Annotated in this window: 4 protein-coding genes; all 4 read left to right on the plus strand. The window is 43.1% G+C overall.

Going from position 1 to position 19,390, the window contains the following annotated elements; translation table 11 throughout:
* The first annotated feature begins 76 nt into the window (after positions 1-76).
* On the plus strand, positions 77-12,922 hold the full coding sequence (locus IFO66_RS15210) for a non-ribosomal peptide synthetase (RefSeq protein WP_192025976.1): 12,846 nt from the start codon (positions 77-79) through the stop codon (positions 12,920-12,922).
* Positions 12,923-12,954: 32 nt separating this feature from the next.
* Positions 12,955-17,070: an amino acid adenylation domain-containing protein gene (locus tag IFO66_RS15215; protein ID WP_192025977.1), complete on the plus strand. Its 4,116-nt coding sequence runs from the start codon at positions 12,955-12,957 to the stop codon at positions 17,068-17,070.
* A gap of 1 nt (position 17,071) precedes the next feature.
* The gene (locus IFO66_RS15220; RefSeq protein WP_192025978.1) at positions 17,072-18,334 is read left to right on the plus strand and encodes an MFS transporter; all 1,263 of its coding nucleotides are present in this window, start codon (positions 17,072-17,074) and stop codon (positions 18,332-18,334) included.
* A 120-nt stretch (positions 18,335-18,454) separates the two neighbouring features.
* Entirely contained in the window at positions 18,455-19,372 is a 918-nt protein-coding gene (locus IFO66_RS15225) for a type II CAAX endopeptidase family protein (protein ID WP_192025979.1), read from the plus strand.
* Positions 19,373-19,390: the final 18 nt, after the last annotated feature.

Raw genomic sequence — 19,390 nt, forward strand, 5'->3', positions numbered from 1 at the left:
GAAGTATAGACGTAAGCAAGAGTTTGTTCAGCCGCAGCATTTGAACATTCATTTCTTGAGGAGAGGATAGTCTGGGATGAAGACTTTGCAGAATGTACTTTTAACAGCCGCTAAGAAGGATAAGGGGATTTACGTCATTGATGGTAAGCAGGATCATTTTATCCCGTACGAACAATTGCTTCAACGTTCTCTTTCTGTACTCAATCATCTTCAGCGTCGGGGCATTCAGCCCCGACAAGAAGTGATTCTTTATATAGACAATCATGTCCAATTCTTATACGCATTTTGGTCTTGTGTACTTGGAAATTTTATTCCCGTACCTGTTACCGCTTCAACAACGCCTGAGCATATAAGTAAATTAAATAAAATAGCAGGTGTGCTGGGAAATGCCTTTTTAATTACGGATATGGATTTAAAATCTCTCGATGTACATGGTCTATGGAGCAGCGAGCATAGTGCTGACCGTACTATGTTTATTGATTCGAATGATTGGAACGGTGACGAAGGAGTAGTTCATACAGCCGAAGAGGATGAAATTGCTTTCATACAGTTCTCGTCAGGATCGACAGGAGAGCCTAAGGGGGTTATGTTAACCCATCGAAACTTATTAACAAATATTCGGGCAATTATGAAAGGCATGCATATACAAGTAGGGGAGACATGCTTGAACTGGATGCCATTTACCCATGATATGGGTTTGATTGGAGGGCATTTAACCCCCTTAACGGCGCAGGTTGATCAGTATCAGATGCCAACTTCTTTGTTTGTTCGTCGGCCTACTTTATGGCTAAAAAAGGCGAGTGAATATCGTATTGAGTATTTGTCCTCACCTAACTTTGGTTATAAATATGTGCTTGATATGTGCAAAGATAGTGACCTAGCTGCATTAGATTTATCGAGCGTCCGATTGATATTTAATGGAGCAGAACCAATTTCAGCGAGCCTTTGCCATCGATTTTTGGAAAAGCTCATTCCGCAGGGACTTAGAGCAGATGTGTTTTTCCCAGTGTACGGAATGGCTGAAGCTTCCCTCGCTATTACATTTCCCAAAATAGGAGATGGTTTGCAGAGCGTATGCCTGGCCCGTAATCAATTGAACAAAGGAAAACGAGTCCGCTTTGTTACAGAAGAAGATAGCAAAGGAGTCATTTTTGTTGACGAGGGTTTCCCTGTAGATAATTGCCGCATTCGTATTTGCGGAGATGATGATCAATTGCTGCCAGAACGGACGATTGGTCATATTCACATTCAAGGCGACAACGTAACGAAAGGATATTATAACAATCCTGAAGCAACGGAACGAGTGCTAACGACAGATGGGTGGTTGCGAACGGGAGATCTTGGCTTTATACATAATGGACGTCTCGTTGTTACGGGCAGAGAAAAGGACATTCTTTTTGTAAATGGGCAGAACTTCTATCCTTATGATATCGAGAACGTAGCTGAAACTATTGAAGGTATTCAATTAGGAAGAGTAGTCGCATGCGGTGCTTACAATACGGAACGTGCTCAAGATGATTTGATTATTTTCCTCTATGCGAAGCCTAATATGGAAACATTCATTCCCTTGTCTCGTGAAGTGAAGCGAACGATTAAAGATAAAATGGGTCTAGACGTTCAAGAAGTGATTCCGATTCGTCGTATTCCTAAGACGACGAGCGGCAAAGTACAGCGATATAAACTGGCAGCCAACTATGTAGATGGTGTTTACAGCGAAATCATTAATGAAATCCGTAAGTACACGGAGCTGAGCGCTGAAGAGGCATCTATTGACAGAGAGCCAATCACTGAGACAGAGCGTAAGCTCTTAGCACTGGTTAAAGCTGCGACAGGAAAAAAAGAGATTAGCTTGATGCATAGTTTACGTGAAATAGGATTGAATTCACTCAAAGCTATTTACATAAACGCCCAGATTATGGAGCATTTTGAGTTAGAAATTCCGCTAGGAAAATTGTTCGAACTGGAGACCGTTGCAAACGTAGCAAAGTATATTGATACCGCTGATACTACCTATACAGATTCCATTGGACCAATTGCGAGAATAGAGGGTTTAGGGCCATTTCCTTCGCTATTGTCCCAACGGAGATTATATGTACTCGAACAACTTGATGGGGTAGGAACAAGCAATCATATTACCATAGCTCTAAAAGTAAAAGGGCAGCTTGATCCTCAGAAATGTAGGTTGGCAGTTAACTCTCTTCTAATGAAACACGAAGCGCTTCGAACGACGTTCCAAATTGTTGATCAAGAGCTAATGCAGTTTATTCATGTCCCTACTCCAATAGAAATTGAAGAGATTCAAATGAAAGGGACCTTAAGTGAATCTGTGGGGGAGTGGATTACCCCCTATCATTTGCAAACCTATCCATTATGGCGCGTAGGGGTTACTGCTGGGCAGAAGAAGGAGGAGCATACACTCGTCTTCGATTTTCACCATATGATTATGGATGGAAGTTCAGTGATGCAACTGCTTGAAGATTTTTTTGCTGCACTGTCTGGTCATGTATTAAAGCAACCTAAGGTGCAGTTTAAAGATGTCTGCCTATGGAGAAAGCAGCAGGAGGCTTCTGAAGCATGGTCAGCTCATGAAGCTTATTGGATGAGCCGATTCAGCGATGAGATTCCTATATTGGAGCTGCCGATAGATGGTCAACGTCCGACTGTACAAAGCTTCCACGGTGATTCTATACACTTTACTGTTAATAGTGAATTGACCGCTGAGCTCAAGCATTTGGCTCAAGCCACAGGAACGACTTTATACATGGTGCTGCTAACCACTTATTATGTGTGGTTATCTAAGCATACAGGTCAGCGGGATATCGTAATTGGTTCTCCATTTGCCAATCGCACACACCCAGATATCCAACAGACGGTAGGGATGTTGATTAATACACTCCCACTGCGGATAAATGGTCAAGCAAGAAACACTTTTGAGGAACTGTTGGCAATTGTAAAGGAGGATGTATATCAGGCTTTGGAGCATCAATCGTATTGGTGCGAGCAGTTAGTTGAGAAACTGAAAATTCATCCTGAGCTTAATCGGAATGCGTTGTATGATACGGTTTTCATCATGCAGAACATGGCTGCTCCAATGATAGGCGAGGAATGGCATATTGAGCTGGAAGAGCTGGAACGCAAAACATCGCGTCTGGATGTAACATTGGAAGTGGTAGAACGTGAGGGGACTCTGTCTCTAATTTGGGAATACAATACTGATTTGTTCGACCGAGCTTCTATGGGACGTATGGCGGTCCGTTATTGCAATATTTTGCAGACGTTAGTCAGGGAGCGAAGTGTTCAGCTTGATAAGCTCAGCATTATGAACGAGCAGGAGCAGGAATGGATTGCTAAGTTCCAAAATAGTGGAATGATTGAGCCAGGGTTGGAGCAGATCAAGCCATTCTTAACTTTGTTCTCAGAGCAGGCGCGGTCACAACCAGATAAAATGGCGCTTCAATATGCTGGAGAGAAGGTTACGTATGGTGAATTGCATAGATTGACTGATCAAGTGGCAGCAGCCTTGCAAGATAAAGGTATTGGAAGAGAAGTGGTTGTTGGTATATGGATGGAAAGTGGTATTCAGCAAGTCATCGCGATACTAGGCATTTGGAAAGCGGGTGGAGCATATCTGCCTATCGATCCGAATTACCCGGATGAACGCATTCTTTATATGCTCAATGATTGCAAACCTGCGCTATTACTGACGGATCGAAACTGGAGTGGACAGCTATCCTATGAAGGTGAAGTATTGGAGTTGCAAACCTGTACCGTTTATGAAGGTCTAGTTTCTTCTCTAGATCATCATGAACAGAATCATTTAGCTGTTATTTTATATACGTCAGGGACAACAGGAAATCCTAAAGGGGTTATGATTGAGCATGGCAATTTAACTGCTTATATTGACGCCTTCAAACGGGAATTTGCAGTAACTTCGAATGACGTTGTTCTCCAACAAGCATCATTTGCTTTTGATAATTTCATTGAAGAAGTATTTCCTGCGTTAGCGTATGGTGCTAAGCTCGTCATGATGAAAAAGGAAGACGTACTCGATATGAGGATATTGTCTTCACGGTTGATTGAATCTCAAATGACGATAATAAGCTGCTCTTCGTTGTTGGTTAATGAGATTAATAAAATAAAACTTCCTTCTTCATTACGAATCGTCATTAGCGGTGGTGATGTGCTGAAGTGGGAGTACATGTCTAATTTGCAAGAGCAATGTGCGGTCTACAACTCATATGGTCCGACAGAGGCTACGGTATGTGCAAGTTACTATCGCTGCTATGTACCGGATGAGCAGGTTCCAATTGGTAAGCCGATTTCTCACTATCGAATTTATGTTATGGATGCGTCCTTGCAGCCAGTTCCTATTGGTGTGGCAGGAGAGTTGTGCATAGCAGGTGCTGGTGTAGCCAGAGGCTATTGGGGCAATCCTGAATTGACGACTGAGCGTTTTCAAAAAGATTGGTTTGTCGAAGGAGAACGTATTTATCGAACTGGCGATTTAGTGAAATGGCTACCGGATGGAAATTTAGCATTCATGGGGCGTACAGACCAACAAGTGAAAATTCGTGGTTATCGGATTGAGCTGAGTGAGGTAGAAAAAGCAATTGAACAGTTGGAGATGGTTTCTGGGGTAAGAGTTATTGCGACGCGAGAAGGAGCTTCTAGTTTATATTTGTGCGCTTATATATTATCTGCTAGGCCATGGACTGCTGCTGAGTTAAGACGAGAGCTAGCAGAGAAGGTGCCGGATTATATGATACCGTCGTACTTTATTGAGATTGAACGGTTCCCTATGACGGTTCATGGTAAATTAGATCGCAAGCAGCTGCCGAATCCTACTCTGAGCCCAACTTCAAGTGAGGAAATGGTGAAGCCAGAAGGAGATATTGAGCGCCGTTTAGCTAATATATGGGCAGATGTTTTAGGGATTCAACTTTCTCAGGTGAGTGTTCATGATGATTTCTTCCTATCAGGAGGACACTCGTTGAAGGCGACGATATTAGCGTCTCGAATCGATAAAGAAATTGAAGCAGCCGTAACGATAAGGCATATTTTTGCAGAACCTACGATACGTCAACTTGCGAATCGGATTCAATTATCCAGACCTAGTAAACTACCATTGTTAGTTAAGCGTGATCGTACCAGTACGGTATGTTTAGCTTCTGCAGCACAAACGAGAATGTTTATGCTGCATCAAATAGACCCTAATTCTACGAGTTATAACATCAGTAAGGCACTTCTAATAGAAGGAAATCTGGAACAGCAAAAAGTTCAAGCTGCCGTGAATCAATTAATCCATCGACATGAATTGTTGCGAACATCGTTTCATTTTACGAACGGTGAAGTATGGCAGCATATACATGAAGGTGTGATGATTGCTGTAGATTGGATGACAGCAGATAACGATCATATTCCTAGCATGTTGACATCCTATATTCGGCCTTTTGCTCTAGAACGACCTGGGTTACTGCGAGTGGCTGTCTATCAATTGGACACGGAGCGCTCTGTACTGGTTGTAGATATGCATCATATTGTAAGTGATGCGACTACAGTCGGTATCTTGCTTAACGAATTTAAAGAATTATATGAAGGTAATATATTAAAAACAAATGAACTGCAATATCGCGATTATGCTGCATGGCATCATGAACTGTTATCTTCTGAATTTATGTCAGAGCAGGAAGCTTACTGGTTGGAGCAATTTAAGATACTGCCGGATGTGCTTCAGCTTCCTACTGATTATGCTCGACCTCGGATGCAAAGTTTTCAGGGTGCTACCCTCTCATTTACGATAGATGAATCCGTTCAGAAGAGGTTGTACGAGTTAACAAATCAGACAGATACGACCTTATATATGCTGCTGCTGTCTGCTTATGCGACATTACTGTCCATTTATACCGGGCAGAGTGATATCGTTATTGGATCACCCGTTGCAGGCAGATCTCACGCAGATATGGAAGCCATTGTAGGAATGTTCGTCAATACGCTTGCGATTCGTTGCCACCCAGAACGGGAGGACTCATTTCTATTATTGCTTCAAAATGTAAAGAAAACGGTGTTAGATGCAATAGAGGCACAGCAGTACCCGTTCGAGCGGCTTGTTGAACGTGTACAAGTGGTACGTGACAGCGGGCGGAATCCATTGTTTGATACTGTGTTTGTCATGCAAAATGCCGAATTACCAACTATGAGTACGAAGGATTGGCGAGCTTCTCTTTACCCAATTCAACATACTAACTCTATGTTCGATCTCACGTTGGAATGCATGGATTTACATGGGGAGATGCAATTTTCATTAGAGTACAGTACAGATTTGTTCACGTCCGAAACAGCGCAACGTATGATGCGCCATTATGTACAAGTACTGCATATCCTAGTCGAACAGCCACACCTAAAGCTAGCAGAGATCGAGCTGCTTAACGAGGATGAGAAGCAGCAAGTATTGTATCAATTTAATGATACGGTCGATGCGGAGAATCTGACAGTAACACTCCCACAATTATTTATCGCACAAGCTCAACGAACACCGAATGCGATAGCGATTCGATTTGAAGATATCGTTTTGACCTATCATGAGCTCAATCATCTGACAAATGAAGTGGCACATCAACTGAGAGAGATGGGGATTCGCCAAGAGTCAAAAGTAGCGATTCTGATTGATCGAGGTCCTGAGCAAGTTATTGCACTTCTAGGCGTGCTGAAGTCAGGCGGGGCCTATGTGCCAATAGATACTGCTTATCCACAAGAACGGATCGCATTTATGTTAAATGATAGTCAGGCTTCTGTGCTATTAACGGATAACCGCAAGGAAATAGCCACTCCTACAAATATTGTTGTTGCAGACATGAATGCATTACTAAATGAAGCACGCTGTAATCATTTGCTGCCAGCTTCTACAACGGAAGCAACGTGGCCAGTAACATCCACATCAAATCCTTCATTTGAATTGATAAACACTCCTAGTAACTTGGCCTATATGATCTATACATCTGGCTCGACGGGACAGCCAAAAGGTGTGATGGTAGAGCATTGCAATTTATCAGCCTACATCCATGCATTTCAACGACAATTTCAGCTTGCATCTAGTGACGTTGTGCTGCAGCAGGCTTCTGTTTCCTTTGATACGTATGTCGAAGAAGTGTTCCCTGCTTTGACATGTGGCGCTTCGATTTTGTTAACGAGATCGGAGGACCTTCATCAGATTCCACAGCTTCTAAGTAAGTTGGAGCAAGAGCAGGTAACCGTAATAAGTGCTTCACCGTTGTTGCTTAATGAGATTAATAAATACCCCGTCCCTTCTAAATTGAGGCTTGCAATCAGCGGAGGAGACGTATTGAGATGGTCGTACATCTCAAAGTTGTCTGAGCACTGCGATGTGTTCAATACGTACGGTCCAACCGAGGCGACGGTTTGTGCGAGTTATCATCATGTTGAACGGGGGACTTCTTATGAGTCAATTCCTATCGGTAAGCCGATAGCTAATGTTCACATCTATATTTTGGATAACGAGGATCGTCCAGTGCCGATCGGTATTGCCGGACAGTTATGCATAGGTGGAGCAGGGGTGACGCGTGGCTATTGGGGTAACCCTGAGCTTACAGCGGAGAAATATGCGGATAACCCGTATAAAGAGGGAGATAAGCTGTATCGTACTGGAGACTTAGCAAAATGGCTACCGAACGGCGATATTCAGTATTTAGGACGGATCGATCAGCAGGTAAATATTCGTGGTTACCGTATTGAGTTGGAAGAAGTAGAGAATGTACTGCTTAAATATGAGGTAATTGCGGAGGCCGCTGTCGTTTGCCATAAAGAAACAGAAGACACGTCCTATTTATGTGCATATTTCGTTCCAAAAGGAACATGGAGCATAGCGGAATTGAGACGTTTTTTAGCTATTCATTTACCAGACTACATGATTCCTTCTTACTTTATTGAGCTAAAACGATTGCCAATGACTACAAATGGAAAGCTGGATAGTCGTGCTCTTCCAAATCCAAAGGATACTTTTGTAAGTGGAAAAGAAGTTCAACCTGCTAGAAATTTACTTGATCAGCAGCTGATGAATATTTGGAAAGAAGTTCTCGGACTGTCACATATCAGCATAACTGATGATTTCTTTGAAATTGGTGGCCATTCATTAAAAGCGCTTGAGCTCGTAAATCAAATGGAGCAGCAGTTGAATATAACAGTTCCCGTCAGTTATCTGTTCCGCTTCTCGCGTCTATGCGATATTTCGGATGAAATGAGTAACTTGAATTGGAGTGAGAAGGAGTCATTAGGAGCATTTGCTTATAGCTCTTCCATAAACCCGATTGAGCTGCAATCAAGCTATGATATGTCTGCAGCGCAGCAGAGATTGTATGTAATTGAGCAGTTGGAGACGGACTCGACTGCTTACAATATGCCAGGGGCGTTCTATATAGAAGGTCCATTGTCGCTGACGCGTATGATGCAAATATGGAGTGAACTGGTAGATCGGCACGAAAGCTTACGGACGTCCTTTGATCTGGTAGATGGCGAACCGAAAATGCTTGTGCATGAGAGCGTCAACTTTTCCATTGAATATATTGATGCTGAGGTAGAAGGTCGACAAGATTATCAGCTAGAGGGGGACGGTTGGTCAGTAGAGCAACTGCAGCGCTATGTACGACCGTTTGACCTAAGTAAAGCGCCACTTCTAAGGGTAAAACTAATTCGTTTGGCAGAGGAAGAGCATCTATTCTTCATCGACATGCACCATATCATTTCAGATGCTGTCTCCATAGAAGTTCTTTTCCATGAACTTGATCAGCTCTATCATGGATCTACCTTACCGCCGCTTACGATACAGTTTAAAGATTTTGCGGCTTGGCAACGTCAAGCTGCGCAAGAGGGGCAATTTGAACGTCAACGTGACTACTGGCTGGAGCAGCTCAGAGGAGAATTACCAACACTGGAATTCCCAACTGATTATGTGAAGGGAGCAGGTGAACAGCTTTCGGAAGGACATAGTTTGACGTTTGAACTTGGTAGTGTTGCATACGAGCGTTTAAAGAAAGTGGCTGCTAAGTTAGGTGTTACGCCATACATGTACCTATTGAGTGCTTATTGCATCTTGTTGTCTAAGTATAGTTCGCAAGAGGACATCATCGTCGGTGTTCCTGTAGTTGGCCGCTCACGTTCTGAGCTGCAATCCGTCGTAGGTATGTTTGTAAATACACTGGCCTTACGCATATTCCCTCACAGTGATAAATCATTTACTACTTACATTCGCGAGGTAAAAGATGCAGTAACGGGAGCGTTTCAGCATCAAGATCTTCCTTTGGAATGGGTTATTGATGAATGGAATGCACAACGTGAGCAGCGAGATGTAAATTACCGTGCCCTCTTCACGACGATGTTTTCACATCGGGAAGAAGAATCGCAAGTTCATTTCGGAAGTATGCCCGTTCAAGTGATGCCACTGCAGAATCAGAAGTCAAAGTTCGACTTCGCTATGGAGGCTGTCCAGCACGAAGACCGTATAACGTTCGAATTAAATTATGCCGTCTCCTTATTCCGTGAAGAAACGATGCAGCGGTTCGGCCACCATCTTCTTCAGGTGCTGGATGTTATTATCGATAAGCCTGACATCATTCTAGCGGATATCGCTCTATTATCAGTTGAGCAATCACTACAGCAATTGGCTCAGTACAATCCGTCTGAAACTTCCCTTGAGCTGGAGCCTGTCCACTATTGGGTGGAACAACAGGTTGCTATAAATCCAGAGCGTATTGCTGTTGAATGTGGAGATGAAGCGATTAGTTTCGCTGAACTGAATGGGCGTGCAAATGCAATGGCACACTGGCTGCGCAATCAAGGGATCGGACCAGGTAGTTATGTGCCGGTGTGGATGGATCGTTGCATAGAATTGGTTGTATCTATTTTTGCTGTAATGAAGACGGGAGCAGCGTTTGTTCCAATGGATGCAGGTTGGCCAACTGGTCGTGTTGCTTCTATTTTAGAAGATACAGGAGCAGCATTTATATTAACGAATGACAGCCTAAAGTATAGTGAGGTGCTGTTGCAATTTCCAAAAGTCTCAGCAATTGCCGTTCACTTGGAAGAATGGCCACTCGCAAGCAACTTGGGCCGTATTGCAGGGTTGGATGACACTATTTACGTTATCTATACGTCTGGTTCAACAGGAAAGCCCAAAGGAGTTGTTGTTCCTCACCTCGGTATTGCGAATCGATTTGCATGGATGAATGACTACTTTGGAGACACTGCCGCACGTGCGGTATTGCAAATGACAGCTCATGTATTTGATAGCTCTGTATGGCAGTTTTTCTGGCCATTAACGCGTGGTGGGAAGACGGTTCTTCCAGATTCGGATAAGCTTCTTTCGGCAGATTATATTTCTGCAACGATTGAGAAGCATCAAATTACACTAACCGATTTTGTCCCGTCTGTATTTAATGTCATCGTTGAACAACTGTTGGCGGGCTCCAGAGAGCTGACTGCTAGATTGCGTACGTTAACAAGTGTCATCGTTGGGGGAGAAGAGGTTGCTGCTTCAACGGTGTATAAATTCCAGTCCCTGCTTCCGGATGTGCAGTTAACGAATCTTTATGGGCCTACGGAAGCCAGCATCGGTTGTATTTACCATCAAGTTCGTGGAAATGAAGGGCATCGTATTCCGATTGGCAAACCGATTTATAATACGCAGATTCTATTACTAGATAAGCATCTTCAGGTCGCTCCTCCAGGAGTTACAGCAGAGATTTATATTGCTGGCTTATGTTTAGGTACGGGTTATTTACATGATCCAGTTAAAACTGATGCTGTTTTTCTGCCTCATCCGTATCCAGAGAGTGGATGGAATAGGATGTATCGAACAGGTGATCTAGCTCGTTACCGAAAGAATGGCGAAATTGAATACCTTGGTCGTGCTGATTTCCAAGTGAAGATTCGCGGTCTCCGTGTTGAGTTAGGAGAAATTGAATCTCAAATCTTGCAAACAAATCTCGTTAAAGAAGCGATCGTAACTGCTGCTGATATCGAAGGCCAACCGATGCTGTGCGCGTATGTTGTATCTGATGAACAGCCTATTGATACGATGATGCTTAAACAGAAGCTATCTGCTATTCTGCCTAGTTACATGGTCCCTCCATTATTCGTTCAACTGACTGAAATGCCGCTTGCGCCAAGTGGGAAAGTAGACCGGAAAGCACTTCCTGCTCCTGATTTGATTCAGTATGGAGAGAGAGTTCAGCCGAACACGTTGACAGAACAAAAGCTGCATAAGATGTGGAGAAGTGTTCTTGATTTTAATGATATTGGTATTACAGATGATTTCTTTATGTTGGGTGGGCACTCATTAAAGTTGTTTGCCCTTGCATCGCGCATACGGCAGCAGTTCGGCATCGACATCGCGCTGCGTGATTTGTTCTCACTAACAACGATACAAGAACAAGCGCGATGGATTGACGAACAGCGTATACCATTTCTAGAAGTTCCTCAACTTGCTAATGAATTGTCATTGCATGAGGTGGCGGCAACGGTGGACGCGGTAGGTGAGCTTGAATGTGGATTGTATATCAAAGCACCTGCTTCGGCGGCACAGCAAGCGATGTACATCGTCCATCATTTAGAAGGAGTAGGTACGAGCTATAACATGCCGCAAGTATTTGAATGGAGTGAACAAGTGGATGAAGCCCATTTCCATTATATCGTTCAGCAATTGGTAGAGCGCCATGAAGCACTGCGCACCCGATTCCAAATGATTGATGGGGAACTCCTCCAGATTATTAGTCGTTCTTGGACCGCAGAGACGGTGATGTTAGAAGATATGGGCGATGGATTGGATGGCGTAATGGAGCGTTTCGTTCAACCGTTCGATTTAACCATGCTCCCGTTATTCCGAATTGGACTGTATCGTTCCGAAGAGCGAAATTTCGTGTTCATCGATATGCATCATATTATTTCAGATGGCCAATCGATGGCTGTACTAATTGAAGATTTTATACGTATTTATCGAGGTGAATCATTGCCGGCACTACCTGTTAAATATCGACATTATGCAGAATGGCAGCACCGAATGAAGGAAACAGCGAAATGGATCGAGGACGAGTCTTTCTGGCTGCAACAATTTGATTCACTGCCTGATCTGCTACAGCTCCCAACGGATTATAAACGACCGTCTGTTCCAAGTTTCGAAGGGGATGCGGTGCAGCTTATGTTAAGTGTGCCCCTATCTAATCAAATTAAAGAGCTATCTCAACGGACGGATAGTACGTTGTACATGCTTATGCTTGCTTGCTACACAATTCTGCTGTCCAAATATTCTGGGCAAGAGGATATTGTCGTTGGAACACCTGTGTCTGGGCGTGCCCATATCGAGCTAGAGTCAATTGTCGGGATGTTTGTAAATACGCTGCCTGTTCGTAATAAAGTGACACCAGAGCTCTCATTCTCAGCTTATGTGAATCAAGTAAAAGATAACGTTTTGAATTGCTTGGAACACCAGTACTATCCATTTGATAACCTTGTACGTCGTCTGAATGTGGAACGTAATGGAAGCAGCTCTGTGTTGTTCAACACGATGCTTGCTGTGGACACGGCAGAGAAGACGGAACTGAAGGATTTGATGTGGACAACGGAGCTGCACAACTGGAAGGACAAAACAGTTAAATTCGATCTTATCTTGACAGCTCGTGATAATGGAGACCAAATTTTATTGGATTTGCAATATGCGAATCGGTTATTCAGCAAGGAGACGGCGTATACCATCATGGATCATATTCAACTCATATGGCAGCAAGTCGTGCAGGATTCCAAGAAACCGATATCGGAACTCTCTTTGCTGCCGGAAGAAGCGAGTGATGGACAGTCTGTTGAAACAAACATGTCATCTCAAATCGTAGAAGCTGCAGCAGATTTTGACTTCGAGTAATACAGCTGACAGGCTCTAAGGGAGTGGAGAATGTGCTTAATCAATTAGAAAAAGCAGTATTACTGCAAACAGACAAGTTTAAGCAAATGCGATCGTTCTGGCAGAAACGTCTGTCTGACTTCGCAGCAGATGCCGATGACAGATGGATGGGCTGTGTCGTCCATCACAGTCCCAGAGACAATAGCAATAAAAGTGTGGACAGCAATAGAGGCGGAAATACAGGTAGACGTATGGCCAGCATACAGCACACGTTGGATCAAAGCTTATGGCAACAGTTGATGAAAATTAGTAAGAGGGACGATCTGTCCCTCTTTACTCTTCTTTTTTCTAGTCTACAGCAGAGCATTCACTACTATTCGGATCAAGATCTCATAATGACCGCTACACCTATTCTTCAATCTTCTAACAGCCCAAATACGCTAAGCGAAACGGTCCTTTTTCCAAGCCATAGAGCCAACCAAGGATCTTACGCTGAACATGTAAAACAGCTAAAAGTTTCACTAATGGAAGGATATATGCATCAAGACTATCCCATAGCTGAATTGTTTAAGCAGCAATTCAAGCAAGAGCTGGAGACAGTGGAGTTGGAGCTAGTGTGCAGGTTTGAGGGACTTCATGCTTCCTTACCAAGCCATTTGTTAGGGCAAATAGAGGTTGAGTTTCACCCTGGTACGGAGTTGAGAGAAAGGGAGGACGACAAGCCCATTTCTCTAGTTATCCATTATAACGAGGCTGTACTAGAGAAGTATGCTGCTGAGTGCTTCTTGTCATGTTTCTTGCATGGTTTGGCAGAGATGCTTAGCCATCCAAAAGCAGATATAAATAAGACTTCGTTTATGCCTAAATCCATTGAACACGTCATCAGATTGTATGTTGGAGATGAGCACCAATCTCCTATCCCAGCAGGAGCTAATTTGGTTGATAGGTTTGAAACGGAAGTAGTACGCAACCCTAAGCGTATCGCGGTATGGGGTGAAGGGGTAACTTTGACCTATCGGGAGCTCCATCTTCGATCTGATCATCTAGCCTATGAAATACAGCGTCGAGGGGTAATGCCGGGCAGTATCGTTGGTATCACTGCGGATCGTTCTGTTTCTGTTATTACAGGAATGCTAGGCATAATCAAGGCGGGATGTGCGTATATGCCAATAGATCCCGCTTGGCCTGCGAAACGTGTACAGGATATTTTGGAGAGCAGCAAGGCTTCCTTAGTGGTGAAATGTGCTTCGGATTTGCTCGTTGGACCCGATATCGATGTAATTGATATGAGTGCTCCTTTTCCTAAAATGGAAGCAGTGTACGAGAGCCCCATCATTAAAGGGGATCATCTAGCTTATGTACTGTACACTTCCGGGTCAACGGGAACACCAAAAGGAGTTATGATTGAACACCGCAATGTCCTTAATTTAATACAAGGGTTGCAAGCACAAGTGTATCATGAGCATGTTTGTAGTAAGATTGCCTGCGTGGCACCTCTCTATTTTGATGCCTCTGTAAAACAAATTTTCACCTCACTATTGCTGGGGCATAGTCTTTATATTGTACCGAATGAGGTCCGGCTTGATGGGGAGGCGCTATGGAAATTTTATATGGAGCATGAGATCGAGATATCTGATGGAACACCTATGCACATACAGATGCTGACTGTAGCGGCTATCTATCGCGGATATAAAGAAATGTCGGTTAAACATTTTATGATTGGTGGCGAAGCTTTTCCAGCTAATGTGGTTCGCGACTTTGTTAGAGTATGTCAACCTACCTCTCCTAAAATTACAAATGTATATGGCCCAACAGAATGCTGTGTGGATACAACTGCTTATGCAATTGATCTACATGCATTGGAGAAGTTACCCGCAATTATTCCAATTGGACGACCGCTGCTTAATCAAGGTGTGTATATATTAGACAGCCAGATGAGGTTGCGGCCACAGGGTGCTTGGGGTGAATTATACATAAGTGGTTGTAATGTAGGTAGAGGATATTTAAATGAAGTCGATAAGACGGCTGAACGATTTATCGAGCATCCATACTATCCAGGAATAAGGCTTTACCGAACAGGAGATATGGCTCGTTGGTTGTTCGATGGGCAAATTGAGTATTTTGGCCGCAAAGATTTTCAAGTGAAGGTAAATGGTTATCGGATTGAGTTGGGTGACATTGAGCAAGCGCTGCTATCTCACCCTCAAATAAAAGCGGCGATTGCAATTGTTTATCACCCTCCTGAATCACTCCATTCATCTGAAATAACTTCACAGACGGGATATGAGGGGAAACTAGCTCTTTATTACACATCTGAGCCAAGGTTAGAAGAAGCAGAAGCCCAAAGGTACGTCATGGATAGAGTACCGTCCTATATGATCCCTGCCTATTTTTTGTTTGTAGATCAATTTCCGCTCACACCGAATGGGAAGATCGATCGGAAGCAGCTTCCGCCTCCCGCGATTCGCATGAAGTCTCTTGAGGATAGGGATGAGTATGATGGGCTACCTACCACGCAATGGGAATTGGCGATTGCCGACGTGTGGACGAAGGTATTGGGAGAACGGAGTTGGAGCGTCCATGATTCTTTCTTTCAAGAAGGAGGAGATTCGCTGAAGGCATTAAGGATTATGATGGAGCTTGAAGGGATGGGTATCCATGTTAAGCTTCATGATATCTTTAAATATCAGACGATACGAAGCTTAGCTGAGAGATGGTCATCAATCGCGGCTCTGTCGTTGTCTGTATCTAACGTACCTCTAGCAACAAACAATAACCTTAATGAGAGGGAGCAGCAACCGAGAAAAGATTGGCATGATTTTTCGAAACGGATATTGTCCAAGGCTGTGGAAGAAGTTACGGCTTATAGAGATGGATGGTTGCGTCAGCCTACGATTGGTAGATTTGAAGTCAGTGCTATCCAAAGGGCATTTCTTGCTTCTGATGCTGCGTACTCGGGAGTAGTCCTACCGATCCATGCAGCGTTAGAGTCAGAGCAAATTAGAGAAGGTGTTTCCCTAGTAATCCGTGATCATGCCTTGCTGCGCAGCGAACTGAGCATGACGGGTGGAGGGGAATGGGAATGGTCGGAATATGAATGGACGGCCGATTTGGCTGTGCCTTTTCTTGATATCACAGAATGCTCCTTATCTGAGCAAGCCCTTGTCATGCAGGAATTAATTACAGAGCTTTATTACGCACCCTACGAGGTAATAGGCAGACCGCTATATCGCTTACTCCTTGTTAAATTAAATATACGAGAATATCGACTTGTGCTTCCATGCCATCATGCCATTTACGATGGAATGAGTGGAGATATTTTGGAACGAGCTGTAATGGATAAATTGTTAGTTCATTCTCTACCTTCTCCTACGAGACAGCAGCCGATATTCCATTATCGTGATTTTGTTTCCCAAATTAAAAGAGGGCCGCAGATATCGGAGCCGGAGCTTATTACAAATTTCCGATTAGAGACCTATCATCATGCATCCAAGCAGCTTTATGATTGGCTGCAGAGATATGAAGAACAACCAACTCGCCAATATAGGATTGAAGTACCATTTGAGCAATATTACGACAAGCTAAAGGCTGAACAGTTGTTTTCTTTATGCTTGAATATGGTTGAGCAGTTTGGAAGCATGTACCGTTTGCCGTCTCCATTGCCACTTCTGATGTTTCATTACGGAAGAAGATATGAGCAGTCATCGTTCTACGATACAATCGGCCCCTTTATCGACTTATTGCCTATGGTATTGGAACAAGGGACGAGCGAACCTTCTGCGCAAATTAGCGAATATATGAGGAAGGCTGCGGATACTAATGTAAACTTCATCTCATTTGTTTTTGATGAGCGGATTCAGGAGGAGTTTCCACGAGCAGCCGAACTTATTCATCCATCAGCACACACGGGTATTCTTTTCAACTATCATGGTCAAGTAGAGCACGATAAGATCTTGTTATTTAATGGACTTGTAAACCCGATAGAAAAAGAGCAGAAGAAACGAGTCAATGGTGGAATTGTACTTGATCTTGTTACGATAGATATCATGTATTCTGAGCAGGTACTTCGACTGTCACTGACATGTCCATTTGAGGTTTCGGAGAAAGAGTTAACCCTGCAAATAGAAGGAATACTTGCATCATCTGTGCTTGTAACAGTGGAAAATTAACATGAAGAGGCTGCATCGAACATACAATTTTTATGTTCTTTTATTTAGTCGTATTATTTCAGAGTTGGGAAGTGCGATGTTCACTTTTTCTTTGAGCTTGTTTGTCTTAGATACGACAGGTTCGGCTCTGAAATACTCATTCATTCTTACTGCTTCCATTTTCACCCGAGTGATAGCGAATACGATTGCAGGTGTAATTGTAGATCGCTTTGATAAGAAGGCACTGATTATATTTGCTGAGTTTCTAAATGGATTTGTTTTGATCTCGTTATATGTTTTGTTTATACTAAATGAAATGACATGGATGATCGCATGCGTGGGAAGCGTGCTGCTGAGTATGTGCGGTAGCTTGTTGCGTGTATCTATCCATTCTTCCATTCCTACTCTTCTTGATGAGCTGGCTGCAAATAAAGCGAATGCACTGTTTCAATCCATAGGGGCACTCGTGCTCATTGTAGGTCCATTATTGGCAGCTGTGCTGTATGAATGGTCTACGATGGCAGCTGTATTGTTATGGAGTTCTTTGTCTTATGCTGCTTCAGGTTTACTGTTAATAGGATTGACTTTTCCTAAGAGGAGGCAGCAGCTTGCTAAAGCAACTGTATTTGCAGAATTAAAGGAAACGATGAGCTACATTCGTGACTATTCCTTCTTATCCTACTTTCTAAAAATATCTTCCTTCATGAACTTCATCTTATATCCTATGATGATTCTCGTATTACCCTATATCGTTTATCAAGTGTTGAAAGTAACGGGAACAGAATTGGCCGTCATCCAAGCATGTTGGGCTTTGGGCATGATCGGCGGTTCATTAACCATGTTAAGGCTGCCTTCCACACAAGGATTTATTCGAAGATTTTTCGATTTGCTTATGCTTCAAGGTGTTATTATTATAGGTTGGTCACTAGCTGGTATTTCTTGGCTTCATTCATTTGGGAACGATCCAATCATTGTGTTATATTGCGGCATGGTGTTTATGATCGGAGTATTGCAAATGTTTGTACAAATTCCGTTGTACACCTATTTTCAATTTCGTATTGCGGAACAGTATCGCGGTAAAGTATGGGGGGTTGCCAATACCCTTACAGATATTACGGCGCCGCTGGGGATATGGGTGTATGGGTTACTATTAGAAGGAGTTAGCTGGGTATGGATACCAATCGTATCTGGCATTGTTGTAACCATCTCCTCCGCTTTATTCAAGTCCAATCGTGCGATGCAGCGGATTGACAAAGAAATTGAACGATCCAAACAGGCTATATAAGTAGTACGCAGAACGTGATTGTTCGCCCTATCGGGAAAAGTTGCTCTAAAACGATGATTTAGATCTGCAATGTTGTTCAGTTCATGTCGGATAGAATGTGTTTCATGAGAGGAGCGAGTAATGAATCGAGGATTGAATGCGACGCATGCAGGATGGCTATTTCTCACTTCCTATATAGCAGGAAACATCTTATCTACCTTTTTATTTCCTGACAAACAACAATTATATGCGAATGTATGGTTTTTTCTAATATACGTAGCTTTCGCACAAATTGGGTTGAATGTAATTCCTTCAACGGCGTGGATATCGAGTAAACGACTTTCATGGCAGTCTGTTTTTAAATTCCGTAAAGTTGCTTGGACTACCATGGTGCTCAGTATACTCATTTATGCGATTAGTCAAGTCTTTATGCTATTTATTCATCAGATGACCGAAATCGTATCGGTTGCACTTGGACGGACGTATCAAGTATCTGTCTATCCGATAGCTTCAGATTTGACTTCACTATTTGTGCTGATTGTTGCTATTGGTGTCATTCCGCCCATTTGCGAGGAATTGCTGTTCAGAGGGAGCCTTTTAACAGGGTATGAGCAAAAAGGAAGATGGTTTGCAGCGGCAATGAGTTCAATTCTATTTGCTCTATTTCATGACAACCCATATCGACTTGTGGAATTGTTTTTTGCAGCATGGGTATCGGCGATTATTGTGTTGTACGCCCGTTCGATCTGGCCGGGCATCGTCATTCATATGGCTACCAATATTACATACGTTATTGGTTCCTATGTTCAAGGTGGTGACTTGGTGAAAAGCGTGTCTTCTCCTGGGGGATCTCCTGATTATGTAACGCTCTCCCTCGTTGGTGCCGCATCGATTCCGGCGTTATATATATGCTGGTTGCTATTGCGAAAAATTGAGAAGATAGAGAAAACAAGAGATGATGCGAATGAACAAGAATCATCCGGTTCAATAAGTAGGTATTGGCTGCTGCCAATTGCAATAGCTGTGGGTTTATTTATAGTCGAAATTGCTGTATTTTAATAAAAAAAGGAAGGTGCC

It is taken from the genome of Paenibacillus arenosi (assembly GCF_014841135.1).
GTDB classification, from domain to species: Bacteria; Bacillota; Bacilli; order Paenibacillales; family Paenibacillaceae; genus Paenibacillus_B; species Paenibacillus_B arenosi.

Excerpts from the sequence above, each read along its gene's own strand:
- IFO66_RS15210 (WP_192025976.1), top strand. The coding sequence starts at position 77 with ATGAAGACTTTGCAGAATGTACTTTTAACAGCCGCTAAGAAGGATAAG.
- IFO66_RS15220 (WP_192025978.1), top strand. The coding sequence starts at position 17,072 with ATGAAGAGGCTGCATCGAACATACAATTTTTATGTTCTTTTATTTAGT.
- IFO66_RS15225 (WP_192025979.1), top strand. The coding sequence starts at position 18,455 with ATGAATCGAGGATTGAATGCGACGCATGCAGGATGGCTATTTCTCACT.